Raw genomic sequence first — 25,774 nt, forward strand, 5'->3', positions numbered from 1 at the left:
ACCCGCGCCGGTCAGGCCAGCGGGTCGTGGCCCCAGTTCATGAGCGAGTGCCTCCAGCGGCTGTCGCGCACGTCGCCCGAGGGCCGCTGGGCGAGGTGCCGCCGGACGTATCCGACCACCTTCCGCATGTGCGCGTAGTCGTCGTCGGAGAGGTCGCCCTTCTTGGCGCCCAGGATCTCCACGATCCGGCGGCCCGAGGCGTGGCCGGTGGACTCGCCGCCGTCCTTGTGCTGCCCGGCCTCCTGCGACTCGGGGGTGGCGAGCCATTTCTCCAGGTCGGCCGGTTTCATGTTCACCACCTCCCGGAAGTCGTCCCAGGTCTCCTTCCGGTCGTCCTCGTCCACGCCGGTCACTTGCCCTTCTTCTTCAGCGCCGACGGCTTGTGCACGGCGGACTTCCCGGACTTCTCGCTGCGGACCTGGTACTGCGGGTCGTCGGAGGAGGCGTCGACGGTGCGTCCGGCCGCCTCGGTCCGTTCGGTGATCTTCTTCTCCACCGTGCCCTCGGTCTCGCTGCCGTGGCTCTTCCAGGCGACCTCGTCGCCCTTCTTCAGCTTCTTGGGCCCGTCGTCCTTGGCCATGGACCGCTCCCTTCGCCGGTGCCGACGCGTCGCGCCTCTCGCGGGCGTCCCTTCCCAGGGTGAGCGCTCCCGCCGCGGGCCGCAGCCCGGACCCGCCGCGGGCCGCACCCCCGGACCGGCCACCCCGGCCACCCCGGCCGCACCGGCCGCACCGGCCGTGCGGCGGTCCCGGCCCTCCTCCCGCGCTCACCGCCCCCCGCGGCGTCCTCGGCCCGCTCCCACCAGCGGGTTCGGCAGCGGCAGGTAGCGGGCGTCCGCGCCGTCCGCCCCGGCCCAGCGCAGCAGCAGGTTGGTCTTGCCGGGCAGCGTGGGCCGGCCGAGCAGCCGCCGGACCTCCGGGATGTCGTGCCGGGCGAGCTCGCGGCGGACCGCGGACCACGGGTCCAGCCCGGGATGCCGTTCCCGGAGGGCCTCGGCCAGTTCGCCCAGATGGTTCACGACCAGGCAGTAGACCAGGCGTTCCCAGCCCGCCTCCCGGGCGGTGGGCGGCACGGTCTTCACCCCCTCGGCGTCGCGGAACAGGGCCCGTACCGGCGTTCCGGTCCGGTCCACGGCGATCAGGCAGTTCTGCAGGTGGGCCTCGAGGACCACCCCGTGCCGGTGGAAGAGGTACAGCGCGGGCGGGACCACGCGGCGGAGGTACGCCGTCCACCAGGTTCCGGGGTCGGTGATCCGGTCGAGCGGGTTGCCGTCGAAGCCCTCGGCGAGGGCCGCGGCCAGCAACGCGGTGGAGCCCTGCGGCAGGTGGGCGGTGAGGCCGTCGCGGACCAGGACGGCCAGTTCCTCGAAGGCGAAGGCCGCCGTCCGGTACCCGCGGTCGCTCAGCCAGGCGGCCCCGGCCGACTCCTCGGCGGGCAGGGCCGCCAGGGCGGTGGTGACGACCTCGTCGGTGCCGCGCAGGCGCAGCAGGTCGTGGCGCCACAGGCGCCGGATGTCGTTGGTGATCCGCACGTCCAGGCTGAACTTGGCGAAGAGGTCCGCCCGCGGCAGGTGGACGGTGCGTACGGCCGCGGTCGGGCCGGCGGACTCGGTGGTCGTCCCCAGGCGCAGCAGCCGGCCGTCGGCGAAGGCCTGGCGGATCTCGGGGTTGCCGGCCACCAGTGCCAGTTGCCACGGGTGGGCGGGCAGCAGCCGGTATCCGGGCGGCGCCTCGCCCAGGCCGTCCAGGGCGGTCGGGTCACCCTCATGGACGACGGTGTCCTCCCGCACCGCGAGCAGGGTCAGCGGGAAGCGGGCGTGTGCCTCCGGCGCGTACGGCAGCCAGGCCGCGGCGGGGCCGCCGCCGCGGGCCTTGGGGGCGGGATGGAAGGGGTGCCCGGTGATCAGGGCCTGTTCGGAGCGCAGGTACGGGTCGTCCGGCGCGGTGGCCGTGGCGCGGGCGGCGAGCAGGGCGGCGACCGCGTCGCGGCTGTCGAGCATCTCGCCGGGCAGTTCGTCGTTGGTGAGGCCGGTGTGCAGGCGCAGTTCCTCGGCGGCGAGTTTGACCAGTTCCGTGTGGTCCAGCCGCCGCCAGCCGTGTTCCCCGCGGACCTCGGGCTCGGCCGGGCGGCGGGTTCCCCGTACGCGCAGCAGTCGTCCGCTGCCCGCGAGCCGGTGGACGTGCCGGCCGGCGTCGTCCTGGTTCCCGCCGTCCTCGGGGTGTGCCACCTCGCGCAGCAGGCAGTTGAGGAGGGGGGTGCCGGCGTAGGCGTCGGCGCTCTCGCCGAGGTCCGCGATGGGGGGCATGTGCGGTGGTGGTCCGTTCGTCCGGCGGCGCGGTCGCGGTCAGTATCTCCGGCATCGGCACGGGGGCGAAGTGGGCCTCGGCGGGAGGGGCGCGGGACGGCCACGTGCGCGGGACGCCCTGGACAAGAGGCGCTCCGGGCTGAAAGATCTTGGTGCGGCTCTCGGAGTCGCGAGAGCCACGACAGGGGCGGGAGGCCGTCGGCCGTCCTCGCCGGAGCGTTCGGACCACCGGCGTGAGGACACCACATGGATCACCGGCACCAGCTCGACTGGAACGACGCCACCTGGCTCAACCCGCCGCCCGCCACCGCCGTGGAGGGCTCGGACCTGGTGGTCACCGCCCGGGAGGGCTCCGACTTCTGGCGCACCACCAGCTACGGCTTCGTCCGCGACGACGGTCACGCGCTGCTCACGGGCTTCCCGGAGGGGGCGGCCGTGGAGGTGACGTTCCTGGCGCGCTTCGACGCGCTGTACGACCAGGCGGGGCTCATGGTCCGGGTGGACGGGAGTACGTGGATCAAGGCGGGCGTGGAGATGAACGACGGTGTCCCGCACCTCGGCGCGGTGGTCACCCGTGGCCTGTCGGACTGGTCCCTGGCGCCGGTGCCCGACTGGCGGGACCGGCCGGTCACCGTCCGGGCCAGCCGGTCGGGTGACGCGGTCACGGTCCGTGCCCGGGTTCCGGAGGAGCCCTGGCGCATGGTCCGCCTCGCGCCGCTGGAGCCCGGTGCGGCGGCCACGGCGGGCCCGTTCTGCTGCTCCCCGCAGCGGGGCGGACTCGAGGTCCGCTTCACCCGCTTCACCCTGGGGCCCGCGGACGCCGGCCTGCACGAGGAGCCCGCCGTCTGACCCGTCCGGGGGAAGTGCGACCGCCCGGGGCGAAGCCCGACCCGTCACGGGCAGTCCGACCCGTCACGGGAAGGGCCGGACTCGACCGCGAGCCCCGAGGAGGCCGTACGTGCCGCGTGCAGCAGGCGAGGAGAACGAGGTCGCGCGCGAGCTGGCGGCCGTGCGCCCGGACCTGGTGGAGCCGTTCCGGGCGGCGCTGCCCGGGGCGCGGGCGGCGGTGCTGTCCCGGCTGTGGCGGGCCCTGGCCTTCGAGCCGCTGCCGTGGGTCACCGGCCGTGAGCACGCCGCGGACGGCCTGACCGTGCGGCTGGCGGACGGCCGGGCCCTGCACGGACCGCCCGCCGACCCGTTCGCGGTGGACGGGACGGTGACGGAGGTCCGGCTCGCGGGCGCGGCGTACCGGGATCCCGCCGCGCTGATGACGGACCTGGGCGTCCCCCACGGCGGCGCGTTCGCCGCCGAGCTGGCGGGCAGTGTGGCCTCGTCGGCCCTCTCGCGCGCCGACGCGGTGCCGCTTCCGGGCCGGGCGGCGTGGGAGTGGGAGCAGCGGGTGGTGGACGGTCACCCGTACCACCCGGGCTGCCGCTCCCGGCCCGGTTTCACGGTGGCCGAGGAGCTGGCCTACGCGCCCGAACACCGGCCGGTGGTGCGGCTGGGTCTGGTGCCGGTGGACCGGGAGGACTGCCTGGTGTCGGGCGACTGGCCGGCCGCCTGGCGCGACGGGGGGCGTCTGCTGCTGCCCGTGCACCCCTGGCAGGCGCGGCACGTCCTGCGGCTGCCGGGCCGGAGGGGGCGGGAGGAGGACGGCGTCGCCGCGCACCCCCTGATGGCGCTGCGCACCCTCGCGGTACCCGGCGGTCCGCAGGTGAAGACGGCCCTCTCCACCCGGCTGACCTCCTCGGTCCGGGACATCTCCCCGGGCTCGGTCGCGTCCTCGGCGGCGGTCTCCGCCTTCGCCGAGTCGCTGACCCCGCGTCTGGACGGCCTGCTCCACGTCACCCGCACCCTGGGAGCCGCCTGCGACGGCACGCCGGATCTCGCGGCGGTGGTGCGGGAGGACCCGGAGACCTGTGCGGGGCCCGGCGAGCGCGTGCTTCCGGTGGCCGCTCTCGGCGCGGCCGGACTGACCTCCTCAGCTGCCTGGCTGGACGGTTTCGCCGCCCTGGCGCTGTCGGTGGGCCTGCGGCTGCTGGAGCTGGGGGTGGCCCTGGAGGCCCACGGCCAGAACCTCCTCGTCGTCCTCGCCGCGGACGGGCGGCCGGCCCGGCTGGTCTACCGGGACCTCGCGGACATCCGGGTGAGTCCCGCCCGCCTGGCCCGGCACGGGCTGCGGCTGCCCGAGGGGGTGCCGGCGCGGATCGTCACCGACGACGCGACGGCCCTGCGCCGCAAGCTCTTCGGGTCGCTGGTCGCGGGGGCGCTGGGGGCGGCGGCGGGTTCGGCGGAGGCCCTGGCCGGGCTGCTGCGGCGGGCGGCGGCGCGGCTGCCGCCCACCGCGGACCGGGAGGCGCTGCTCCGCGATCCGCTGCCGGTCAAGGCGCTGACCCTGATGCGTCTCTCCCCGGACAGGCCGGGCGACCGGTGGGCCGACCTCCCCAACCCGCTGGCCGACACCGGGAGATGACCCCGGCTCCATTGCGGGCCGGTGGGCAGCGGCCGTGGACGGCACGCCGGCCGAACCGCCGATCCCCGGCATCGCCCTGCGCGCGCCCCCCGACGACACGGCCGACCGCCCTCGGAACCGTGGCGCGGACGCGGGGCACGTGCTGCGGGTCCCGCCCCCGCCGCCCCACTGACCTCAGGCCCGTGCCGGCAGCGCCGTCGCGTCCAACTCCCCCCGGGCCAGCGCCAGGCAGGCCTCCGCGTCCAGCGCGAGCCTGTGGTCGGGCTCGACGGGCGCCGGTCCGATGCCGTACACCGGCCCCTCCGTGGCGCCCGCGTACAGGTGGAACTCCCCCTCCTCCAGCGACACCTGGACCACCCCCCGCACTCCCGCGCCCTCCAGCGCGCGCAGCAGGGGCAGCGCGAACCAGTGGGCCCGGATCGCGTCGGTCGGCGCGCGCTCCCCCAGCCCGCCGGTCCCCCACTCCCCCAGGGCGTGCAACACGCCCGTCAACTCACGGCCGCTAGGCGTGAGTTCGTACACCGACGCGTTCCCGGGCGGGGCCAGCCGGCGCCGGACGAGGAGCCCGTCCCGCTCCATGTCCCGCAGCCGCGTGGCCAGCATGTCGGTGCTGACGCCGGGCAGGTCGGCGTGCAGGTCGGTGTAGCGGCGGGGACCGGCGAGCAGCTCCCGGACGATCAGCAGGGTCCACCGGTCGCCCACGAGGTCGAGCGCCCGCGCGGCGGAGCAGTACTGGTCGTAGCTTCGGCGAGGTGACATGACAGGCAGTCTAGACAACAGGTTGGACTTTCCAAGTGCCCGCTTGGTAAAACCAAGCAACACCACGAATCCGAGGGGCACACGATGGAGTTCCGCCAGTCGAGCAAGCTCAGCGAGGTCTGTTACGAGATCCGCGGCCCGGTGATCGAGCACGCCGACGCGCTGGAGGAGGCCGGCCACAGCGTGCTGCGGCTGAACACCGGCAACCCGGCGCTCTTCGGGTTCGAGGCCCCGGAGGAGATCGTCCAGGACATGATCCGGATGCTGCCGCGGGCGCACGGCTACACCGACTCCCGCGGTGTCCTCCCGGCCCGCCGCGCCGTGGCGCAGCGCTACCAGGCCCGTGGTGTCGAGGTCGGCGTGGACGACGTCTTCCTCGGCAACGGCGTCTCCGAGCTGGTCTCCATGGCGGTGCAGGCCCTCGTCGAGAACGGCGACGAGATCCTGATCCCGGCCCCGGACTTCCCGCTCTGGACCGCGGTCACCACGCTGGCCGGCGGCAAGGCCGTGCACTACCTCTGCGACGAGCGCTCCGACTGGTACCCCGACCTCGCCGACATGGCCTCGAAGATCACCGACCGCACCAAGGCCGTCGTGATCATCAACCCCAACAACCCCACCGGCGCCGTGTATCCGAAGGAGATCCTGGAGGGCATCCTCGATCTCGCCCGCCGCCACGGGCTGATGGTGTTCGCCGACGAGATCTACGACGAGATCCTGTACGACGACGCCGTCCACCATCCGGCCGCGGCCCTCGCCCCCGACCTGGTGGTGCTCACCTTCTGCGGGCTCTCCAAGACCTACCGGGTGGCCGGCTTCCGCAGCGGCTGGCTGGTCGTCTCGGGGCCGCGCGAGCACGCCCGTGACTACTTGGAAGGCCTCACGATGCTGGCCTCCATGCGGCTGTGCGCCAACGCGCCCGCCCAGTACGCCATCCAGGCCGCGCTCGGCGGCCGGCAGTCCATCCGTGAACTGACCGCACCGGGCGGCCGGTTGCGCGAGCAGCGGGACCGGGCCTGGGAGCGGCTCAACGAGATCCCCGGCGTCTCCTGCGTGAAGCCCCAAGGCGCCCTCTACGCCTTCCCGCGCATCGACCCGAAGGTCCACCCGATCCTGGACGACGAGAAGTTCGTGCTCGACCTGCTGCTGCGGGAGAAGATCCAGGTCGTGCAGGGAACCGGCTTCAACTGGCCCTCCCCGGACCACTTCCGCATCCTCACCCTCCCGCACGCCGACGTGCTGGACACCGCGATCAGCCGCATCGGCCGTTTCCTGTCCGGGTATCGCCAGTGACCCGGCCCGCGGATGGGTAGCACTCCGGCATGAGCGACCGCCCGCTGCTGCTCCTGGACGTCGACGGCCCCCTCAATCCGTTCGGCGCACGGTTCGCCCGCCATCGGGGCTATGTGACGCACCGGATGCTGCCCGACTGCCGGTCTCCGCTGCCCCACGCGAGCCGGCGGCGGGCGGCGCGGGAGGCCCGGGTGCGGCTCCATCCCGGGCACGGCGCGCGGCTGCTGGCGCTGCCGTACCAGCTGACCTGGGCCACGGCGTGGTGCCGGCAGGCCAATGAACTGGTGGCGCCCGCCATAGGGCTGCCCGGCGACCTGCCGGTGGTCGAGTGGCCGTCGGCCCGCTGCGGGCGGCAGGCCGACGGCGTGCACTGGAAGACCCGGACGCTGCTGGAGTGGGCGGCGGGCCGTCCGTTCGCCTGGGTCGACGACGAACTCACCGGGCGGGACGCCGACCACGTGGCCACCCACCATCCGGGCAGTGCGCTGCTGCTGCGGATAGATCCCCGCAAGGGGCTTCGGGAGCGGGACTTCGGCCAACTCGAGCGCTGGGCGCGGGCCCTGGGCTGACCGCGGGCGCGGCGTGCAGCCGGTCGCCGTCCGCGTGCGGGAGGCGGCGGGCGCCGCGGGGAGCCGTCCGTCGCCCGCGTGCGGGAGCCGCGCGCCGTCTGCGATGCTCGGACCATGGCCGACTTCGACGATCTCCTCACCGAGGGCGCCTCCGTGCCGACCGACGGCTGGGACTTCTCCTGGTTCGAGGGCCGGGCCACCGAGCAGCGGCCCTCCTGGGGGTACGCGCGGCTCCTCGGCGAGCGGATGGCCCGCTCGCGGGCGGCGCTCGACGTGCAGACCGGCGGTGGCGAGGTCCTCGCCTCCGTCCACCGGGCGCCGCCGCTGCTCGCCGCGACCGAGGCCTGGCCGCCGAACGTGGCCATCGCCCGCCGCACCCTGGCGCCGCTCGGCGGGACGGTGGTGCAGGTCGGGGAGAGCGACGGGCTGCCGTTCCGTGACGGCGCCTTCGACCTGGTGGTGAGCCGCCACCCGGTGGTCACCCGCTGGGACGAGGTGCGCCGGGTGCTGCGGCCCGGCGGGGTGTACCTGTCGCAGCAGGTGGGGGCGGCGACGGTGCGGGAGCTGGCCGAGTTCCTGCGGGAGGGACGCCCGGAGGACCGCCCCGCGGGCGCTCGCGGACCGGCGGACCCGCTCACCACCCGCTCCGGGAGCACGCCCCTCGCCACGGTGACCGCGGCCGAGGCGGCCGGCCTGGAGGTGACCGGCCTGCGTCAGGAGGCGCTGCGGATGGAGTTCCACGACGTCGCCGCGGTCGTGCACTTCCTGCGCAAGGTGATCTGGATCGTGCCCGGCTTCACCGTCGAGGAGTACCGCGACCGGCTGGCCGTGCTGCACGACTTCATGGAACGGCACGGCCCCTTCGTCGCGCACTCCCAGCGCCACCTGATCGAGGCGAGGAGGCCGGACCGTGGCTGACCGCGCGGCAGCCGGCCCGACGGCGGCGCAGCGGCGGATCGTCGAGGCGGCGGACCCGGCGACGGGACGTGTGAAGGGCGGTTCCGCCCCACTCGCCGCCCTCGTCCGCCTCGGGCTCGCCTTCCGGCATCCGAGGCCGCCGCACGACTGCTACCTCACCCCGGCGGGCCGCCGCCTGCGCGACGCGGCCACGGCGGAGCGCGCCTCCGAACCCGCCCCGGACCCGGCGCCGCGGGCCGCGGAGCCGCCGGTCGCCAAGCCGCGCGCGGGGGTGTTCGCCGCGCGTCTCGGCGGCGAGAGCGACGCCCCGGCCCGCACGGCCGAGGTCCGCGGCGCCTGGCAGGGGCTGGTGGAGCTCCGGCGGATGACCAACCAGGACGCCGCGGTGGACCGCCCGTGCGCCTGGGAGCGCTCGCACCTGCCCCAGGCGGCGGCGATCGCGCTGGAGGCGGCGGGCTGCCGCCCGGCCGGCCCGAGCACCGACGGCTACCGGGTGGAAACCACACCGCAGCCCGAGGCGGTCGCGGTCCGCGCCCCCGACCCCGGCCTGCTGCGCGCCTGCGAGGACGCCCTGAACGCCTCCGGCTGGCACGCCGGCCCCCACACCGAACCCCGCACCGGCATCCGCTACCTCCTCGCCTCACCCCGCCGCCGGTAGGTCCCGTCCGACGGCGAGGACGGCACGGCGTCCGGCCGAGGCGTTGCCGGCGGCCCCGGGGGCGTGGTCCCGCCGCGGTGGATCCACAGGAGGGCTCCCGCGAGCATCACGGCGCCTCCCAGCAGCCAGGGCAGCGGGCCTGACGGGAGCACACCGATGATCAGGCCGGTGAGGCCTGCCACCAGTTGCAGGGTGAGGGACTGGACGGACAGCGCGGTGGCCCGGCCGGAACGCGCGACACGGCGGTGCAGGAGGTCGTTCTCGTTCGGCCCCGCGGCGCCGAGCCCGAGGTGGACCAGGCCGAAGCCGACGGCCGCGAGGACCAGGGAGCCCACGCCGGCGAACGCCGCGGTGGCGCCGAGCAGCAGCAGGCCGCTCGCGCCCGTCCCGAGGCTCGCCATCACGGCTCGCTCGCCGCTGCCCGCGAGCCGGGCGGTCAGTGGTGCGAGGTGGCTGCCGACCGCCGCGCAGACGAAGCCGGCGCAGGCGAGGGCGGCGAAGAGCACCGCCCCCGAGGCCGACGCGCCCGTGAGGGCCGCGGCACGGCCGGGCGTGAGCAGTTCGACCGCGGCCAGGGCACTGCCGGCGGCTCCCGCGCCGAGGAACACCCGGCGGACCAGTGCGTCGCGGCCCCCGAGACGCAGCCCGCCCGCGACGGTGGCCGGGATGCCGCGGAGTACGTCGCGCAGGGTGGCTGCCGGCCGGGGCGGCTCCGGCAGGGCGGTCAGGACGTACAGCACGAAGGCGATCTCGACCGCCGCGCCGAGCAGGACCGAGAGGGAGAGGGGCAGCACCAGTCCGGAGGTCGACGCGCTCAGGCGGGCGCCGACGCCGGAGCCGAGGTCGAGCAGCCAGGGAAGGGCACCGCCGAGCAGGGTGCCCGTGGCGAGCGCGGCGGACGTCGCGGAGGAGCCGCGGGCCAGTCCGGTGCGTAGTTCGGCGTCGGGGCCGGCGTATGCCTGGACGGTGTCGACGTACCAGGCTTCGGCCGGGCCGCTGGACAGGGCACGGCCCGCGCCCATGAGGGCCATGCCGACACCGAGCAGCCAGGGTGTGGTGCCGAGCCCCACGAGGGTCAGGGCGGCCAGGTTCAGCCCGCCCGCGGCGGCCAGGACCGTGCGGCGTCCGAGGACGTCGGACAGTCCTCCGGTGGGCAGCTCCAGCGCGGCGGCGGTGACGGAGTGCGCGGCGAAGAAGCCCGCGATGACCGCCAGGGTCATGCCGCGCTCGGTGAACAGCAGGATCAGGGGAGCGATGGTCAGTCCCAGCGGCAGCCAGAACAGGACGCAGACCGTGACGTAGCGGCGGCGCGCGGTGCGCGTGTCGGGTGTCCGGGTCATGACGCGCCTGCGCCGACGGCCGCGAGTTCACTCACGTTGCGCGGAGGCTGCGTGAGGGCCTGCGGAGGTGCCGCGTCCCGCTGGGGACCGCCTACGCGTTCGCGCTCTTCGCCGGCCACGACGGGAGGGTAGAGCAGTGCGGAGTTCCGCAGAACTCCATTTCGGGAGTTGGCTGAACAGCGGATGATGGCCGCATGGTGTTCTCGTCCTCGATGCGGTGGTGGGTGCTGCCCAATGTCGTCCTGCTCGCCGTGATGGCGGCGTGGGGGGTGCTGCGGTATCCGGATCTGCCGGGGCGGATCCCGAGGCACATCGGGCCGGGTGGCGTGGACGCCTGGGCGGACAAGTCGGTGGGGAGCGCCCTGGGGCTGGTGTTCGTGTTCGCCGGGGTGACGTTGCTGATGGCCGGGGGCGCGGAACTGACCCTGCGGGTGACACCGCGTGGGGAGCTGCGGCCCGACGCCGTCCCGTACGCGGTGACGCCGGCGGAGTCCCTGCTCAACAGGCCGGCCGACCGGGCTTCGGCCCGCCGGATCGCCCGGTCCCTGCTGCTGCTCAACGGGTGCGTCGGGCTCGCCCTCCTCGCCGGATGCTGGACGCTCTGGCGCTCCGAGCCGGAGGCGGACGTGCCGCCCTGGGTGTTCGCGGCCATGCTGCTGCCCCTGCTCGTCGGGATCGCGGCGACGCTCGTGGCGGCCGTCGCCGACCGGCGGCGGTGAGGAACGCCCGACGGGGTGACGGGCGTGCGTTCCGCTAGTGACCTGCGTCGTCCTCCGTGAGCCACTCGGCGAGGACCGCGGTGTGGCTGATCTCCACGTCGCGCGTGGCCGTCAGGAGGGCCACCGGGCCCTCGGCGGCGAGGGAGCGCAGGCGGGCGGCGGCCTCGCGGTGGGCGTCGTCCTCAAGTTCGGCGCGGTAGCGGTCGCGGAACTCCGCGTACCGTTCCGGGTCGTGGCCGTACCAGCGGCGCAGCTCGTCGGAGGGGGCGACCTCGCGCAGCCACGCGTCGAGCCGCGCCGCCTCCTTGCTGACGCCGCGTGGCCAGAGACGGTCGACGAGGATCCGCGCCCCGTCGTCGGGAGAAGTGTCGTAGATCCGGTGCTGGGTGATCCGCCTGTCCATGGCTCCACTCTGGCGGCCGGAGCCCGCCCGCGCCGGTCGGAAACTCCGGTGCGGTGGGCGGCGGGCTGCTGCGACCATGCCGCCATGCGTCACGTTTTCGAACAGATGGTCGTCCGACACACCTTCCGCCTGCCCGCCCCCACCGGCCCGGCCGGGGACGGGAGCGGGCCGGCCCGGCAGCTGGACTCCGCGCTGCTGTCCGTCGGTTTCACCCTGTCGGGCGAGCTGCTGCGGCATCTGTCGGCGCTGGCGCCCGAGGTGGTGCTGCGGGTGGGCCGGCGCACCCTGGACACGGTCCGGGAACTGGTCGGCGACCACGTGCGGCACAACGTGTACTTCAAGGCGTTCCCGGACGGCGTTCCGGAGACCGTGGAGTTCTGGCACCGGTGCCTGCTGGAGGCGCTGGACGACGAGCGGGTCCGGCCGGGCGTCCTCGCGCGCCTGCGCGACGGCGTCCTGGACCTGCTCACGCTGCCGTCGTACGGCCGCTACCGGCACACCTACGAGGAGATGCTCGCCGTACACGACGAGCTGATCGCCGCGGCCGGGGACCGCGTCACCGTGCTCCACCTCGGGGGGCCGCAGGAGGAGGAGACGACCGCCCTCTACCGGTCGCTGGCGGGCAGTCGCACACCGCTCGGCGAGGACGGGCTCGAGGACCTCCGGGTGCTGGCGCGCCACTGCGCGGCCGGGCCCGGGCCGGAGACGATCCCGCTCCGCGAGAACCGGGCGGTGGTGAACGCCGCGCGGGTCACCGCGGGCGCGGAGCCGCTGCTGGACACCGTCACCGACGTGCTGCGGCTGGCCTGCGCGCTGTCCGGCGCGCCGGTCACCCTGGAACAGCCGGTGCGGTTCCGCTCGCTGCCGCGCGCCGAGCGCCGCGTGCTGCTCGCCGGTCTGGACGCGGTGGTCGCGGCGGCCCCGGCCAAGCTGGCCGACGTGCGGCGGCACCGGGAGGCGTGGAAGCGGCTCGGGGAGCGCCTCCATCCGCACGAGTATCCCCGGTGGCCGCACGCCGCCGCGGTGTTCGAGGTTGCGCGCGGGGAGCGGCGGGCGACCTCCTTCGACGGCCGCGTCGACGAGCTGCTGGCCGCCGGGGACGTCGCCGGGGCCGCGCGGCTGCTGGAGGCGGCTCCGGGACGGCTGTTCCGGGCGCTGGACCGGCTGGTGCTGGCGGCGCCGGACGAGGCCGGGCGGGAGGCGGTGCGAGCGGCCGCCGAGCGGGCCGCGCCCCAGGTCTCCGGCCGGGTCCTGCTGTCCGTGCGCGGGCATCTCGCGGCCCGCGCTGGGCGCTTCGGCGAGCAGCGGCTGTTCCTGAACCGGTCGGGACGCGCCTGGGTCACCCCGGACACCCGGCCCGGCCTGCCCGCCGACGTGCGGGACGGGCTGGGCCGGGTCGTCGACGACGAGCTGCGGCGCCGTCTGCCGGACCCGGGTCCGGTGCTGGTGGAGCCCGTGTTCCTGGACGTCGCGCTGCCGCTGAGCGGGAAGAACGTGTCGTCCGGCCTGGGCGTGCTGCCGCGCGGCTCGGTGTCGGCCGTCGAGGGCGGACTGCTGCGGTTCTTCGTGCACTGGCGGCAGGCCCGCCGCACGACCGACTTCGACCTCTCGGCGCTGATGCTCGACGAGGAGTACCGGACGGTCTCCTGGCTGGACTGGACGGCGCTGACCGCGGTCGGCGGCGCGCACTCCGGCGACATCACCGAAGCACCGCACGGCGCCTCGGAGTTCATCGACCTGCGGCTCGACGCCGTCCAGGGCGCGTTCCTGGTGCCGATGGTGCACGTCTACAGCGGCGAGGGCTTCGACGAGGTCGCCGAGTCGTTCTTCGGTTTCATGCTGCGCGACGCCGAGCAGGCGGGACGGCCCTTCGAGCCGCGGACCGTGCGGATGAAGTCGGAGCTGCGCGGTCCCGGACGGGTCGCGCTGCCGCTGGTGTTCGTCCGCGGCGAGGACGGCGTCTGGCACGCGCGGTGGACGCACCTCCACCTGCGGGGCACGCCCTCGCACAACCAGGTGTCGGAGCATCAGGTGTCGGTGGCCACCCTGGTGCGCGGCGTCGTCGCGCGCCGGCAGCCGACCGTGGGGCACCTGGTCGGGCTGATGGCGGACAACGGGGTGAGCGTGACGGTCTGGGACGGCAGGACGGTGCCCGAGGGGCCGGTGACCTTCCTGGGTCTGCAGCGGCCCGAGGGGCTGCACCCGGAGTCGCGGGTGATCACCCCGGAAAATCTCCGTGACCTGATCCCCGGCTGACGGTTAGGGTGGGGGCACGGCGAGGCCATGACGGGGCTTCCTTCTGATCGCCTGCACAGCGAATGAGACTAGCCCTGTCGCTTTCCTCGCCGTTCTTCTTGCCCTCAGGCGCGCAGGGCCGTCGCCGGCCTGGCCTCCTCCCCCTGTGCGGCGTCGTAGGCCACCCGGCTCCGGGCGATGGTGCCGCGGTGGCGTTCCGCCCACGCGGTGAGCTGGAGCAGCGTCTCGTACAGTTCCCGCGCCACCGGGGTGATCGCGTACTCCACCCGGGGCGGCACGGTCGGGTACACGGTGCGGGTGACCAGGCCGTCGCGCTCCAGGTTGCGCAGCGTGAGGGTCAGCATCCGGCGACTGATGCCGGTGACGGCGCGCTCCAACTCCGTGAACCTAATGGGTCCTTGGGCGGCCGCGACCAGGATGCCGACGCTCCACTTGCCCGAGACCCGGTCGAGGACCTCTTGAACCGGGCAGGCCTCCGCGGTCACTGCCTGCGAGGTAACACCGGTGTTCCGCTGGGACATGAAAGTGCCTCCTTACGCCGGGCCTTCATGGTCACCCACGATGTACTCCGTTACAAGTCGTGCACCATGGCCCGTACAGGGGAGTTCCTGCCATGCCGTCGCTCAAGAGCCCTTCCCGCGAGGCGTCCGATCCGGCTTCGCCGCACGCCCGTTCCCGTTCGCTGTCGCTGCTGATCCTGTGCGCCGGCGCGCTGATGACCATCCTGGACGGCAACATCGTCACGGTGGCCATGCCCGCGATCCAGCGCGACCTCGGCTTCTCCGCGCCGGGCCTGGCGTGGGTGGTGAACGCCTACCTGATCCCGTTCGGCGGGCTGCTGCTCCTGGCCGGGCGGCTGGGTGACCTGCTGGGCCGCAAGCGGATGTTCACCGCCGGGCTGGCCGTCTTCACGGTGGCGTCGGTGCTGTGCGGCGTGGCCGACGGGCAGGTGCTGCTGGTCGCGGCGCGCGCCCTGCAGGGCGCCGGCGGGGCGATGACCATGGCGGTGGTGCTCGGCATGATCGTGGCGCTCTACCCGGAGCAGCGTGAACAGGGCCGCGCCATCGCGGTGTTCAGCGCCGTGGGGGCGACCGGTGCGGCGCTCGGCACGTTCCTGGGCGGGGCGCTCACCCAGGCCGCCGGGTGGCACTGGATCTTCCTGATCAACCTGCCCATCGGGCTGGTGGCCTGGGTCGCGGCGGTCCGGGTGCTGCCTTCCGACCAGGGGGCCGGGCTCGGGCGCTCGGCGGACTGGGCGGGGGCGGTGCTGGTCACGGGCGCGCTGATGACCACCGTCTACGCCATCGTCGGCGCGGGCGGGCGGGAGGCCGACGGCACGGTCGCCCTCGCCGCCCTGGCCGTCGCCCTGTTCGCCGGGTTCGCCGTGCGGCAGGTTCGGGCGGCCCATCCCCTGCTGCGCCTGGGCATCCTGCGCTCCCGCGTTCTCGCCGGGGCCAACGGCACGCAGATCCTGATGCTGGGGACCATGTACGGCTTCCAGTACATCGGCACGCTCTACCTGCAACGCGTCCTCGGCCACGACGAGTTGACCACCTCCTTCGCCTTCCTCCCGGCGCCGCTGCTGATCGGCGCGCTGACCCTGGGCCTGGCCGCGCGGCTCGTGCAGCGATTCGGGCCGTACCGGGTGCTGCTGGCGGGGCTGGTGCTCGCCACCGCCGGCATGGCGCTGCTGAGCACGGCTCCGGCGGACGGCTCGTACCCGGTGGACGTGCTGCCGCCGCTGCTGATGCTGTCGGCCGGGTTCGCGGTGGCCATGCCGGCGCTGACCGGTCTGGCGATGTCGGGGGCGGCGGCGGAGGACGCGGGACTGGCCTCCGGACTGTTCAACACGACGCAGGTGGTGGGCGGTTCGCTGGGTCTGGCGGTGCTCACCACCCTGGCGGCGAGCCGCACCGAGGGGCTGACCGGAGCGGGGGTGCCCCTGGTGGAGGCCACGGCGGACGGCTACCGGCTGGCGTTCACGGTGGCCGCGGGGCTGGGCGCGGCGGCCCTCGCGCTGGCCGCGGCGGTGCTCCGACCGGGGCGCCCGCGGGGCTGACGACGGCGGGGTGGGTCCCGGAACGGCGGAGCGGAGGTGCCGCCGGCCCGGGGCCCACCCCCGCGCGCGCCGACACGTGCCCCGTCCGCGTCGCCGGAAATTCGCTACCGGGACCGCGGCGGCGCCTGGGACCCTCCGGCCATGAGCCCGCGCCCTGTCAGACCCAGCGTGTACATCTCCGTGGACATCGAGGCGGACGGCCCGATCCCCGGCCCCTACTCGATGATCAGCTTCGGCGCCGCCGTGGCCGGACGGCAGGACGCGGACGGCTTCACGGCGGCCGGCCCGGAGGAGCACACCTTCTACCGCGAACTGCGGCCGATCTCGGACGCGTTCGATCCCCAGGCGCTGGCCGTCAGCGGCCTCGACCGGGACCGTCTGCGCCGGGAGGGCGCGGACCCCGCCACGGCCCTGACCGAGTTCACGGCCTGGGTGGGCGAGGTCTCCACCGGCGCGCAACCCGTGGTCTGCGGCTACCCGGTGGCCTTCGACTGGATGTTCCTGTACTGGTACCTGATCCGCTTCACCGGGAGCAGCCCGTTCGGCCACTCGGGCTGCATGGACATGAAGACGCTGTACGCGACGAAGGCCGGCCTGCCGCTGCGCGCGGTGGTCAAGGGGACCATGCCCCGGCAGCTGCTCTCGCGCCGCCCGCACACCCATCACGCGCTGGACGACGCGGTCGAGCAGGCGGAGCTCTTCGCCAACCTCATGCGCTGGGAGGGCCCCGCCTCCTGACCTGTCCCCGCCTCCCCGCCTCCCCGCCTGTGCCTGCTGATCAGTCCCCGGCGGCGATCCGCGCCAGCCGCCGCGCCTCCTCGCGGGTGGAGCGGGCGACGGCGTCCTCGTCGACGGTGAGCAGCCGTCCGTCCTCGACCACCGGCACCCCGCCCACCAGCGACAGCGTGACCGGCGCGGCCGCGCCCAGGACCAGCGCGGCGACGGGGTCGGCGATCGAGGCGTGGGCGAGGGTGTCCATCCGCCACAGCACCAGGTCGGCCAGCTTGCCGGGCTCGAGGGAGCCGATCTCCGCCTCCCGGCCCAGCACCCGCGCGCCGCCGTGGGTGCCCAGCCGCAGGGCCTGCCGGGCGGTGAGGGCGGCCTCGCGGTGCGGGCCGAGGCGGTTGACCAGGAGGGCGTTGCGGAGCTCGGTGTGCAGTTCGCCGGACTCGTTGGAGGCGGTCCCGTCGACGCCGAGGCCGACCGGGATCCCGGCGGCGAGCATGTCGGGGACCCGGGCGATCCCTGCGGCCAGGCGGGCGTTGGAGGACGGGCAGTGGGCGACGCCGGTGCCGGTGCGGGCGAACGCGGCGATGTCGGCGTCGTTCATGTGCACGCAGTGCGCCATCCACACGTCCTCGCCGAGCCAGCCGGTGGACTCGAAGTAGGCGGTGGGGCCCATGCCGAAGAGCTCGTGGCAGAACTTCTCCTCCTCCACGGTCTCCGAGCCGTGGGTGTGCAGCCGGACCCCGAGCCGACGCGCCAACTCCGCGCCCTGCCGCATCAGTTCGGTGGAGACGGAGAACGGCGAACAGGGCGCGACGGCCACCTGTGTCATCGCCCCGAACGAGGCGTCGTGGTGCGCGGCGACGGTCTCCTCGGTGGCCGCGAGGGCCCCGTCGAGGGTCTCCACCGCGAAGTCCGGCGGCAGCCCGCCGTCGGACTCGCCCCGGTCCATGGAGCCGCGGGCCAGGGTGAACCGGACGCCGGTCTCCCGGGCGGCGCGGACGATGGCGCCCGACAGGTCGCCGGTGCCGCGCGGGAAGACGTAGTGGTGGTCCATGGCGGTGGTGACGCCGCCGCGCGCCATCATCGCCAGCGATCCCCGGGCCGCGGCGTGCACCATCGGTTCGTCGATCCGCGCCCAGGTCGGGTAGAGGGCGACCAGCCAGTCGAAGAGGTTGTGGTCGGTGGCCAGCCCGCGGGTGAGCCACTGGTAGAAGTGGTGGTGGGTGTTGACCAGGCCGGGGGTGACCAGGTGCCCGGTGCCGTCGATCCGGCGCACCACGTTCCGCAGCCCCTCGGGGGCCTTCCCCTCCCCCACGGACTCGATCACCGGGCCGGCGATCACCACGTGTCCCGAGGCGTACTCGGTGTCGTGGGCGTCGACGGTGGCGACGGCGCAGTTCTCGATGACGATGCGGGCGGGCTGTTCGGCGGGGGACGCCATGGTCGGTCTCCGGTGGATCGGCGGTGTCGCGAACGGGCGGGGTCAGGTGTCGCGAACGGGCGGGTCAGAGGTTGGTGAGGTCCACCGGGATCCTGGCCTCGGCGCCCTCGCGCAGGACGGTGGCCTCGATCAGGCCGTAGGGCCGGTCGGCGGCGAAGTACACCTCGTTGTCGTTCTCCAGCCCGAACGGCTCGAGGTCGACGAGGAAGTGGTGCTTGTTCGGCAGCGAGAGCCGTATCTCGTCGATCTCCGGCCGGTTCTCGATCACCCCGGCGCCCATCCGGTGGAGGGTCTGCTGGAGGGAGTACGAGTAGGTGTGCGCGAACGCGTCCAGCAGCAGGCGCCGGGCCTCCGCGTAGGAGGCGTCCCAGTCCGGCGCGGTCTCCCCCTCGGCGCCGGTCCAGGCGTAGCGCCAGCGGGTGGAGACGTCGGTGGCCAGGATCCGGTCGTAGGCCTCGGGCAGGGTGGTGTACCGGTCCTTGCGGTAGCCCCAGAACTCGGAGTCGGTGGAGTTGAGGACGGTGAGGTCCGTCAGCCCGGAGACCACCTCGCTCCGCTCCCCGTCGTGGACGACCTGGGTGACGCGGGTGCCGCCGCCGGTCCGGGCGAAGGAGTGCCGCGCGCCGGGGCCGCCGATGCGTTCCCAGGCGTACTCCTCGATCCGGATCCGCGCCCGGTGGATGGGTTCCTGGGAGCTGACGAAGTGCCGGGCCAGCAGCAGGCCGAACTCCTCGGGCGAGGCGATGCCGTGCTCCTTGGCGAAGGCGTACACCGTGTTCTTGGTGGTGTCCGTCGGCAGCACGTGGGCGTTGGAGCCGGAGTAGTGCACGTCGTCCATGTCGCCGGAGAGCGAGACGGACACGTTGAGGTCCCTGATGTGGTGGCGCTCGCCGTCGCGGGTGATCCGGACGACACGGGTCTCGGCCTTGCCGTACTGGTTCTGCCCCAGCACGGCGACGCGGGCGGGGGTCTCGTTCTCGGCCATGGGCGCTAGCTCCCTCGGTATACGGAGTAGCCGAACGGGTTGAGGAGCAACGGAACGTGGTGGTGCTCGCCCGGCGCGACGGCGAAGGCGACGGTCACCTCGGGGAAGAACGCGGTGTCGCCGCGGCCCCCGTGGTAGGCGCCGACGTCGAAGACGAGGCGGACGTGGGTGGTGCCGGCGGGCGGGCCGGGCAGGTCCTTGCAGCGGCCGTCCGCGTCGGTGACGGACCCGCCGAGCTCCTGCCAGGGCTCCTCGGGCCCGGTGCGGGCGGCCAGGGAGACGGCCACGCCGGTGGCGGGGCGGCCGACGCTGGTGTCGAGGACGTGGGTGGACACGGTGGCGGGGGCGCCGGTCGTCATGGGCGTGCGTCCTCCTCGGGCGGGCCCTCCTCGGCGAGGCGGGCGAGACGGATGCGGTTGATCATGCCCAGTTCGACGCGGACCACTTCGCGTTCGCGTTCCGGCGTGTTGCCGAGCCGGGCGCGGGCGGCGTCCCGCATCTCCTGGGCGCCGCGACCGGTGGCGCAGATCAGGAAGACGTGCCCGAACCGCTCCTGGTAGGCCAGGTTGAGTTCGAGCATCTCGGCCTTGAGCGCCTCGGAGGCGCCGGCCATGCCGCGCTGCTCCCGGGCGGAGACGGGGTCGCCGGGCCGGGGCCGGCCGATCGGCGGGTGCCCGGCCATGGCCTCGGCGAGGCCGTCGTCGGTCAGGGCCGCCGTGGCGGCGTCGTTGGCGGCGTACAGCGCCTCGGCGTCCGGGTACGGGCGCCGGGCGAGCAGGTGCTCCGCCCAGGAGGCGGAGGCGCAGATCTCCCGCAGGACCGCCCGGGCGCGGGGCTCGTCCAGGGAGTTGAACCGGGCCAGGCCGCGGGGAGGCGGCGTCGAGGGGCTCGCTGTCACATCAGGCAGCCAACCCCACCGGACCGCCGGGCGTCAACATTTTGTTGAAGTTGCCCCTGGGGGTTCTGGTTCCGGGCCCGCGAGGGGGAAGCGGTCCCGTTCCCGCCAGCGGCGCCCGTCGTACACCACCAGGTCGACGGCGTCCACGCGTTCCGTCAGCGGCAGGGAGCGGGCGAGCGCCGTCTCGATGGCGTCGTGCTGGGCGGCGTCGCCGCTGTTGGCCACCGTGACGTGCGGGTCGAGGTCCCCGAACAGGCCGCCGTACGGGGCCAGTCCGGGCCACCGGGCGGTGACGGCCGCGGTGAGGGCGCGCAGCGGGGCGTCCGGTTCGGGGCGCAGCCACAGGACGCCGGGGAAGCGTGCGCAGCGGGCGAACCGGAGCGGGAAGGCGGGGTGCGCGGCGAACACCTCGGCGAGGTCGGCGCGCACGGTCGCGTCGACCCGGTCGTGCGGCAGGAAGGGGAAGAGGACGGTGGCGTGCGCCCTGCCGCCGTGGCGGGCCGCGGTGTCCCAGGCGCGGCGCCAGGGGGCGACGAGCCGGTCGAGGCGGGGCAGCGCGACGCTCAGCGAGGTGGTCCCGACGGGGACCGGCCACCCCTCGTCCTCACGCCCGCCAGCCGCCGCACCCGGCTCCGCCTCCACGCCGGCCGCCGTCACCGGCTCTGCCTCCATGCGGGCCACCGTCACCGGCTCCGCCTCCACGCCGGCCGCCCCGCGTGGCTCCGTCACACCGGACTCCCGCCCCGCCGCCGCCCCTCACCGACGGCGCCCTCACCGGCGGGCTTTCCCCCGGCCGGGGTCTCGCCGGCCGGCCTGGCATCGGCGGGGTCCGCTTCGTCAGGGGCGGCTTCGGCGCGGTCGGCCTCGGCGCGACCGGCGTCGGCGCGGTTCTCGTTCGCGCGGTTCTCGTTCGCGCGGTTCTCGTTCGCGCGGTTCAGGTAGTTGTAGACGGTGAACCGGCTGACGCCGAGCGCGCCCGCCACCGTCTCGACGCCGTGCCGGACGGCGAAGGCGCCACGGGCCTCCAGGGTGCGCACGGCCTCCTGCTTGGCCTTGCGGTCGAGCTCGGCGAGCGGTCTGCCCGCGGTGCGTTCCATGGCGGCCAGGACGTGGTCCAGCGAGTCGGCGAGCTGCGGCAGCCGCACGGCGACCGCCTCGGCTCCGTCCCAGCTCAGCACGACGTCGTCCGGCCCGGCCTCCCCCGGGGGCAGCAGCACCGCGCCCATGGCGTCGGCCAGCGGCCTCACCGCGGCGACGAACTCCTCGCGCCCGCCCTCGGCGGCGCCCTCCGCGGCACTCATCCGGCGTCCCGCCCGCCGTCGTCCACCACGCTGACCTGGAACGTCACCCGCGTGGCCCCCGCCTCCAGCGAGCGGCGCAGTACGGCGTCGACCGCGGCCAGCACGGCCGGGGAACCGCCCTCGGCGGTGGTGCCGAAGGGGCCGACGTCGACCGAGTCCAGCCCGTCCGCCGTCTCCACGGCCTCCCGGGCCGCGACCGCGTGCCCGGGCACCTCGTCGAGGTCGAAGGGCTCGGTCGTGAACTCCACCCGCAAACGCATTCCTGCCCCCCAGCGCACCTGAGCACCGGGCCGCCTCCGCCGCGCGGCCCGGCGGCGACTCTAACGGACGGCCACCGAGGCCGGTCAGATGCGGTCGTACACCCCGCACGCGTCGTCCTCGCCGACCGGACCGGTGCGGTCGTACGGATCGACCGTCGGGCCCCCGGCGGGCCCGCGTCCCGTGAGGTCCGAGGCGAACTCCGGGTGGGCCCAGCCGTCGGTGACCTCGCAGCCGGAGTTGCTCCACTCGCTGCTGTACTTCTTGATCATGAGCCGTCCGGCGGTCGTCCGGTAGCGCGACGGGTCGGGCATCTCCAGCTCCAGCACCCGGCGCACCACCGCACGTGTGACCTCGGTGGAGCCCTTCGCGGCGCGGGTCACCGGATAGACGAAGGTGTAGTCGGCGGTGACGGCGACCGCTCCGTCCGCGCCCTCGCCCACGGTCGTCCGGCCGCGGGTGCGGACCCGGTCGCCGACGACCCGGACCTCCTCGGGGTCGAACCGGCTGAAGAGGGTCAGCGGGTCGTGCTCCTCGTCCGGGGCGCGCAGCGACGCCCTCAGGTCGTCGAGGAGTTCGGGCTGGCGCGGGTCCAGGACGCCGAGGGCCGCCGCGGGGTCCTCGCCGCGCAGGGTGGCGGGGTCGAGGTTGGCGTCGACCAGCAGGGTGCGGGTCCTCTCCAGCGCCTGGCCGACCTGCTGTTCGGAGAAGACGCCGATCGCCCGCGGCTTCGGCATCACGATGCCCTCGGCGCCCTCGGCCCAGGACGCGGCCGGGGACCCGGCGAAGGGGTCGTCGAGGGTGGGCCGGCCCGCGACGGCTCCGGGCGCGGTCGACGGGGCGGCGGTCCCGGGCGGCAGGGTTCCGGCGGAGGCCGCCGTGCCCCCGTCGTCGCCCCACGGGTGTCCCGGGAGCAGCGACGGGTTGAGTGCGAGGACGACCAGGCCGGCGACGACCAGACCCCCGAGGGCGGCCTTGACCCGGCGGCGGCGGCCGGCGCGGCGCCGGTACGCGTCCGGCCCCGTCGGCGCGGTGCGCCAGCCCTGCGGCAGTTCGCCCCGCGCCTCCTGCTCCCTCAGGCGCGCGGTGACCATCCGGGCTCTGGCGGAGGGCTCCTTTGGCGCCTCGCCCGCGATCCCTTCGGCGCTCTCCCGCAGAAACCGGGCCAGTTCCTCGTCGGACAGGTGCTCGGACACGGTTCATCCCCCTCCCTGGCCGCCTCGCTCGCGGCGGCCGACGATCCGAAGCGGCAGGTTAGGGGACCGCCTCCGGCGCGGCGGCAGGGGGGTACACCGTGTCCCGGGTACTTCCGGGCACTCGTCCCGCCCGTCCCGGGGTGCGGACGGGTCCGCCCAGCCGCAGCCTGGGAGCATGAACCGACCCGACATCGTGGTGCACCCGCCGGGCCTCGACGGCTCCCGCCGGGTCACTCTCGGCGAGGAGACGCTGGGCCTCGCCTCCCATCTGGACGACGTCCGCGAGATCCTCCGGCTGTCCGACCTCGACGTGGGCGACGTCGAGTCCGGCGAGGGCATCGACTGGCAGGGCGGGGGGCCCGGGCAGTGGCCCGGGCTGGAGGATCATCCCAACCTCAAATGAAGCTCTGAGAACGCACCCGGGTCTTCAACTGCCGTGCCGCCGGGGCGCATCGTAATGCGCACGGGGTCCGCCGGCACGGGGGCGGCGGACCCTGGGCCCGGCCACGGGGGAGCCACGGGGGAGCCGGGAAGACCACGGGGGAACGCCATGGGGGAACGCGACGAGGGCTTCGGGGGAGGCCCGTTCGACGTGTACCGCATCGCCGTGCTGCGCGGGGGCGACCGCGCCGCGGTGACGGTCGCGGTCGTGGCGATGCGGAGGCGCGGCCTGGTCGGGGCGGCGGAGCCGGGGGTCCTGAGGACCACCGGCCCGCTGGTCGGCCGGGCCGCGCACCCGTTGGAGAAGGCGGTCCACGCCACGCTCCACCGCCCCTGCGCCTTGGGCGAGTTGATGGGACGGGCGCGGGTCCGGGTCTGTGTCGGCGGGATCCGGAGGGCGCTGGCCGGCGAGGGCCTGTGGCGCCGGAGGCCGGGCAGACCGACCCGGGCCGGGCGCCGGCTGCTGCGGGAGTTGCGCCGGAGCCTGCCGCCGCCGGCCACCGCCGACGACGTGGCGGACGACCAGCGGGCCCTGGAGGCGGTGGCGCTCCACGGCGACCGGGCCCTGTTCCTCGCGGAGCCGCACCTCACCCGGGACGCGAGGCTGACCGGGCCGCTGATCCGGCGCCCGGACCTCCTGGCGGACGCGCCCGACGCCCCGGGCAGGCTGACCACCGCGATGTACCGCGATCTGCACGAGGACGAGAGCCGTGGCGGCGCGGACTCCGACAGCGGCGGCTCCGGCGCGCACCACGGGTGCGGCGGGGGTTCCGGCTGCGGCGGAGGCACCTGAGGGGCGGACGGCCGACTTCCGTGGCCCGGAACCCGACTCCTGCGGTACGGAATCGTCGAAACATCGCCGAAAGCCCGTCAAGGGACGGACAGGGGGCCGTCGGCAGGAGCACCATGGGATGTCCGACCGCAACACGTCCTGGAGTGGCCATGTCCGAAAAGGTTCCGGTGCGTTGCCCGGCCTGCCGGCGGGAGCACGTCTACCGGGTACCGGCGTTCCCCTGCGCCTGCGGCACGCCCGTGGCGCCTGCGCTGGACGTCTCGGCCGAACCCACCCAGCTGACCCGGCGCGTGTGGCACGAGAGCTGGGTGACGGTGCCCTGCCCGACCTGCTCGCTGCGCACCCAGTGGCCGTGGCCGGAACTCGGCTGCCCCTGCGGGGTCGTCCTCCGGCTCCCGGTGCTCACCCCGGGCGCCACGGGAGCCCCTTCGGCGGGACGGCCCGCCTTCCAGCCGGTGACCATCCGCACGCCGCTGGACGCGGTCACCGCGGCGGCGCTGTACCTGCGGTGGCTGGGCTACCCGGACGTGCGCCGGTCCGACCGGCGGCCGCCCACCGGCGTCGGGCTGGCGGCGCGCGGGCTGATCGCCCATGTCGACCCGGGGTCGCGGGTCTCCTCCACCCGGGAGGTGGAGTGCCTGTGGCTGACCGCGATGAGCGAGTCGGCGCTGGGCGTGCACTTCTCCCTGGCCGGCTACGACGCGGCGGCCATGGAGCTGGCCGAGCGGCTGGTCACGCCGCTCTTCGTCCTGGACCGCACGGGCACCCCGCAGGCCGTGAACGACGCCGCCGACGCGATGGCCGAGGGCTGACCCGCCCACGGGAACCGGGGTGATGCCATCACGGGGCCCGGGGTGATGCCGTCACGGGAAGAGCGCCGCGGCCAGGCGCGGCATCCACCCCGGCGGCGTCCCCGGCTCGGCGGGCCACGCGGCCACGGCCTCGGCGGTGAGCGGCTCCGGCACGACCTTGCGGATCAGCACGTGGTCACCGGCACCCCGCTCGGCCAGCAGCATCGCGTCGTACACGTCCTTGCCGCGCACGCGTCCCCGCTCGGCGTGGTCCCGTCGCATCCACTTGAGCTTCCACGCCAGGGAGAGCCCGGGGCTCGCGGTGCGCACCGGGACGGGGCCCCGGCCGCCGCCGCGCGGAACCGGCGTCCAGACCGGGGAATCGGGCATCACCTCGTCCCGCGCGAAGTCCAACTGCACTGTGCCCGACGGCACTCCGTCGGCGTGCCAGGGCACCAGCAGGCGGATCCCCGGCCTTCCGATGTAGGCGTAGGCCCAACTCCCGTCCTGGCGGGCTCCGTCGGCGTCGAGCACCACCCCGTCACCCGCCGAGGGGTCCTGCCGTATCCGGTCCAGCAGGTCGTGGTAGGGCGGTACTTCGTCATCGGCCGGACCCGGGTCCCACTCGGCCACCCAGCGCAGTCCTTCCGGCGCGACCAGGGGGCGCTGCCCGAACGTGCCGAACTCCTCGTCCCGCCACATCTCGTAACGGGCCGCGCCGTCGGCGGCTTCCGGCCACTGCTGGACCACCGCCAGTTCGTCGACGTACGGGAAGGGGTCCAGCCGGTCGACCTGGCCCTGGTCCTCCAGGACCACCCAGTCCAGGTCGGCGGGTTCCCGGGCGGCCTCCCCCAGCCAGGCGGGCAGGGTGGCGCTGCCGCGCAGCACCAGTGCGTCGCTCCACGGGGCGTCGGCGATCAGCCACAGCAGGCGGTCCAGCGCCGCCCGGTGCGCCCCGGCCCGCCCCGCCTGCGGCTTCGGTCTCTCCACGGCGGTGCACACTAGCCGCCGGATCCGACACCGCTCCACCGGCGGCGCCGTCAACACCGGCCTTCCGCAAGGCCGTTGCCGTGCTCTCGAATGCGGCCCGGATCCGCCTTTTCCTTTTCCGGTCCCCGAATGACACTTCGGCCGTCGGAAGGTGTGGAGAAGGCCCGGTCGTGTTCCGCCCGATTGGCCGGGACCCCTT

The 25,774-nt window shown here is 75.0% G+C and carries 28 protein-coding genes and 1 pseudogene; 13 read left to right on the top strand and 16 right to left on the bottom strand.

Translation table 11 applies throughout. The features are described 5' to 3' along the window. Positions 1–11: 11 nt before the first annotated feature. The 3 genes from ACWD3O_RS14845 to ACWD3O_RS14855 form a co-directional block, all read right to left on the bottom strand. The gene (locus tag ACWD3O_RS14845; protein WP_356135107.1) at positions 12–344 is read right to left on the bottom strand and encodes a DUF3140 domain-containing protein; all 333 of its coding nucleotides are present in this window, start codon (positions 342–344) and stop codon (positions 12–14) included. A gap of 5 nt (positions 345–349) precedes the next feature. Continuing rightward, a complete protein-coding gene (locus ACWD3O_RS14850; protein ID WP_451413394.1) occupies positions 350–580 on the bottom strand; it encodes a DUF2945 domain-containing protein in 231 nt (76 codons plus the stop codon). Between the two features lie 186 nt (positions 581–766). Beyond that, entirely contained in the window at positions 767–2,305 is a 1,539-nt protein-coding gene (locus tag ACWD3O_RS14855; RefSeq protein WP_451416106.1) for an IucA/IucC family protein, read from the bottom strand. 246 nt (positions 2,306–2,551) lie between these two features. On the opposite strand from ACWD3O_RS14855, the gene ACWD3O_RS14860 reads away from it, so the two are divergent. Beyond that, positions 2,552–3,154, top strand: coding sequence for a DUF1349 domain-containing protein (locus ACWD3O_RS14860; RefSeq protein ID WP_451416107.1), 603 nt, complete (start codon positions 2,552–2,554; stop codon positions 3,152–3,154). Between the two features lie 109 nt (positions 3,155–3,263). Continuing rightward, positions 3,264–4,778 (top strand): IucA/IucC family protein, encoded by a 1,515-nt coding sequence (locus ACWD3O_RS14865; RefSeq protein WP_451416108.1) that lies wholly within the window; start codon positions 3,264–3,266, stop codon positions 4,776–4,778. Between the two features lie 174 nt (positions 4,779–4,952). Here the strand turns inward: ACWD3O_RS14865 and ACWD3O_RS14870 are convergent, their stop codons facing one another. Next, entirely contained in the window at positions 4,953–5,537 is a 585-nt protein-coding gene (locus ACWD3O_RS14870; protein ID WP_451416109.1) for a winged helix-turn-helix transcriptional regulator, read from the bottom strand. Between the two features lie 84 nt (positions 5,538–5,621). Here ACWD3O_RS14870 and ACWD3O_RS14875 point away from each other — a divergent pair, with 84 nt between their 5' ends. The 4 genes from ACWD3O_RS14875 (at position 5,622) to ACWD3O_RS14890 (ending at position 8,975) form a co-directional block, all read left to right on the top strand. Then, positions 5,622–6,830: a pyridoxal phosphate-dependent aminotransferase gene (locus ACWD3O_RS14875; RefSeq protein WP_451416110.1), complete on the top strand. Its 1,209-nt coding sequence runs from the start codon at positions 5,622–5,624 to the stop codon at positions 6,828–6,830. Positions 6,831–6,859: 29 nt separating this feature from the next. Continuing rightward, positions 6,860–7,399 (top strand): hypothetical protein, encoded by a 540-nt coding sequence (locus ACWD3O_RS14880; protein WP_451413388.1) that lies wholly within the window; start codon positions 6,860–6,862, stop codon positions 7,397–7,399. Positions 7,400–7,513: 114 nt separating this feature from the next. Further along, on the top strand, positions 7,514–8,317 hold the full coding sequence (locus ACWD3O_RS14885; RefSeq protein WP_451413387.1) for a class I SAM-dependent methyltransferase: 804 nt from the start codon (positions 7,514–7,516) through the stop codon (positions 8,315–8,317). Further along, positions 8,310–8,975, top strand: coding sequence for a hypothetical protein (locus ACWD3O_RS14890; protein ID WP_451416111.1), 666 nt, complete (start codon positions 8,310–8,312; stop codon positions 8,973–8,975). The genes ACWD3O_RS14885 and ACWD3O_RS14890 overlap by 8 nt, the downstream gene beginning before the upstream one ends. Here ACWD3O_RS14890 and ACWD3O_RS14895 read toward each other — a convergent pair. After that, positions 8,945–10,315 (bottom strand): MFS transporter, encoded by a 1,371-nt coding sequence (locus ACWD3O_RS14895; RefSeq protein ID WP_451416112.1) that lies wholly within the window; start codon positions 10,313–10,315, stop codon positions 8,945–8,947. The genes ACWD3O_RS14890 and ACWD3O_RS14895 overlap by 31 nt on opposite strands. A gap of 194 nt (positions 10,316–10,509) precedes the next feature. Here ACWD3O_RS14895 and ACWD3O_RS14900 point away from each other — a divergent pair, with 194 nt between their 5' ends. Further along, positions 10,510–11,034: a DUF1648 domain-containing protein gene (locus ACWD3O_RS14900; protein ID WP_451416113.1), complete on the top strand. Its 525-nt coding sequence runs from the start codon at positions 10,510–10,512 to the stop codon at positions 11,032–11,034. Between the two features lie 34 nt (positions 11,035–11,068). On the opposite strand, the gene ACWD3O_RS14905 is transcribed toward ACWD3O_RS14900, so the two are convergent. Next, on the bottom strand, positions 11,069–11,437 hold the full coding sequence (locus ACWD3O_RS14905) for a DUF488 domain-containing protein (protein WP_451416114.1): 369 nt from the start codon (positions 11,435–11,437) through the stop codon (positions 11,069–11,071). Between the two features lie 84 nt (positions 11,438–11,521). On the opposite strand from ACWD3O_RS14905, the gene ACWD3O_RS14910 reads away from it, so the two are divergent. Continuing rightward, complete coding sequence (locus ACWD3O_RS14910; protein ID WP_451416115.1) at positions 11,522–13,693, top strand: hypothetical protein; 2,172 nt, start codon at positions 11,522–11,524, stop codon at positions 13,691–13,693. Between the two features lie 104 nt (positions 13,694–13,797). Here ACWD3O_RS14910 and ACWD3O_RS14915 read toward each other — a convergent pair whose 3' ends face one another. After that, complete coding sequence (locus tag ACWD3O_RS14915) at positions 13,798–14,214, bottom strand: winged helix-turn-helix transcriptional regulator (protein WP_451416116.1); 417 nt, start codon at positions 14,212–14,214, stop codon at positions 13,798–13,800. Positions 14,215–14,306: 92 nt separating this feature from the next. On the opposite strand from ACWD3O_RS14915, the gene ACWD3O_RS14920 reads away from it, so the two are divergent. Together ACWD3O_RS14920 and ACWD3O_RS14925 are read left to right on the top strand one after the other, a co-directional pair. Then, positions 14,307–15,752, top strand: a complete 1,446-nt coding sequence (locus tag ACWD3O_RS14920; protein ID WP_451416117.1) for an MFS transporter — start codon at positions 14,307–14,309, stop codon at positions 15,750–15,752. A gap of 141 nt (positions 15,753–15,893) precedes the next feature. Then, positions 15,894–16,490 (top strand): 3'-5' exonuclease, encoded by a 597-nt coding sequence (locus ACWD3O_RS14925; protein WP_451413379.1) that lies wholly within the window; start codon positions 15,894–15,896, stop codon positions 16,488–16,490. 40 nt (positions 16,491–16,530) lie between these two features. Here the strand turns inward: ACWD3O_RS14925 and ACWD3O_RS14930 are convergent, their stop codons facing one another. From ACWD3O_RS14930 to ACWD3O_RS14965, 8 genes and pseudogenes are all read right to left on the bottom strand, one after another. After that, on the bottom strand, positions 16,531–17,922 hold the full coding sequence (locus tag ACWD3O_RS14930) for an 8-oxoguanine deaminase (protein WP_451413378.1): 1,392 nt from the start codon (positions 17,920–17,922) through the stop codon (positions 16,531–16,533). A 64-nt stretch (positions 17,923–17,986) separates the two neighbouring features. Continuing rightward, a complete protein-coding gene (gene pucL / locus ACWD3O_RS14935) occupies positions 17,987–18,907 on the bottom strand; it encodes a factor-independent urate hydroxylase (RefSeq protein WP_451413377.1) in 921 nt (306 codons plus the stop codon). 5 nt (positions 18,908–18,912) lie between these two features. Next, entirely contained in the window at positions 18,913–19,266 is a 354-nt protein-coding gene (gene uraH, locus ACWD3O_RS14940; RefSeq protein ID WP_451413376.1) for a hydroxyisourate hydrolase, read from the bottom strand. Further along, positions 19,263–19,805, bottom strand: coding sequence for a 2-oxo-4-hydroxy-4-carboxy-5-ureidoimidazoline decarboxylase (gene uraD, locus ACWD3O_RS14945; RefSeq protein WP_451413375.1), 543 nt, complete (start codon positions 19,803–19,805; stop codon positions 19,263–19,265). Before uraD ends, uraH begins: the two co-directional genes overlap by 4 nt. Before the next feature lie 33 nt (positions 19,806–19,838). After that, entirely contained in the window at positions 19,839–20,477 is a 639-nt protein-coding gene (locus ACWD3O_RS14950; RefSeq protein WP_451416160.1) for a 2'-5' RNA ligase family protein, read from the bottom strand. A gap of 248 nt (positions 20,478–20,725) precedes the next feature. Then, positions 20,726–21,106, bottom strand: a pseudogene (locus ACWD3O_RS14955) (helix-turn-helix domain-containing protein); the annotation flags it as partial. Next, entirely contained in the window at positions 21,103–21,366 is a 264-nt protein-coding gene (locus ACWD3O_RS14960; RefSeq protein ID WP_451413373.1) for a hypothetical protein, read from the bottom strand. The gene ACWD3O_RS14960 and the pseudogene ACWD3O_RS14955, both read right to left, overlap by 4 nt. Before the next feature lie 84 nt (positions 21,367–21,450). Further along, positions 21,451–22,560, bottom strand: coding sequence for a hypothetical protein (locus ACWD3O_RS14965; RefSeq protein ID WP_451416118.1), 1,110 nt, complete (start codon positions 22,558–22,560; stop codon positions 21,451–21,453). A 175-nt stretch (positions 22,561–22,735) separates the two neighbouring features. Between ACWD3O_RS14965 and ACWD3O_RS14970 the strand changes: the two genes are divergently transcribed. The 3 genes from ACWD3O_RS14970 to ACWD3O_RS14980 all read left to right on the top strand — a co-directional run bounded on the left by ACWD3O_RS14970 (position 22,736) and on the right by ACWD3O_RS14980 (position 24,606). Next, positions 22,736–22,963, top strand: a complete 228-nt coding sequence (locus ACWD3O_RS14970; RefSeq protein WP_451413371.1) for a hypothetical protein — start codon at positions 22,736–22,738, stop codon at positions 22,961–22,963. Between the two features lie 147 nt (positions 22,964–23,110). Further along, positions 23,111–23,794, top strand: a complete 684-nt coding sequence (locus ACWD3O_RS14975) for a TIGR04222 domain-containing membrane protein (protein ID WP_451416119.1) — start codon at positions 23,111–23,113, stop codon at positions 23,792–23,794. 149 nt (positions 23,795–23,943) lie between these two features. Further along, positions 23,944–24,606 (top strand): hypothetical protein, encoded by a 663-nt coding sequence (locus ACWD3O_RS14980; protein WP_451413369.1) that lies wholly within the window; start codon positions 23,944–23,946, stop codon positions 24,604–24,606. Between the two features lie 51 nt (positions 24,607–24,657). Here the strand turns inward: ACWD3O_RS14980 and ACWD3O_RS14985 are convergent, their stop codons facing one another. Continuing rightward, positions 24,658–25,575 carry a nucleotidyl transferase AbiEii/AbiGii toxin family protein gene (locus tag ACWD3O_RS14985; protein ID WP_451416120.1) on the bottom strand — a complete coding sequence of 306 codons (918 nt, stop codon included), beginning with the start codon at positions 25,573–25,575 and terminating at the stop codon, positions 24,658–24,660. Positions 25,576–25,774 lie beyond the last annotated feature (199 nt).

This window comes from Streptomyces sp. NPDC002640 (assembly GCF_053592575.1).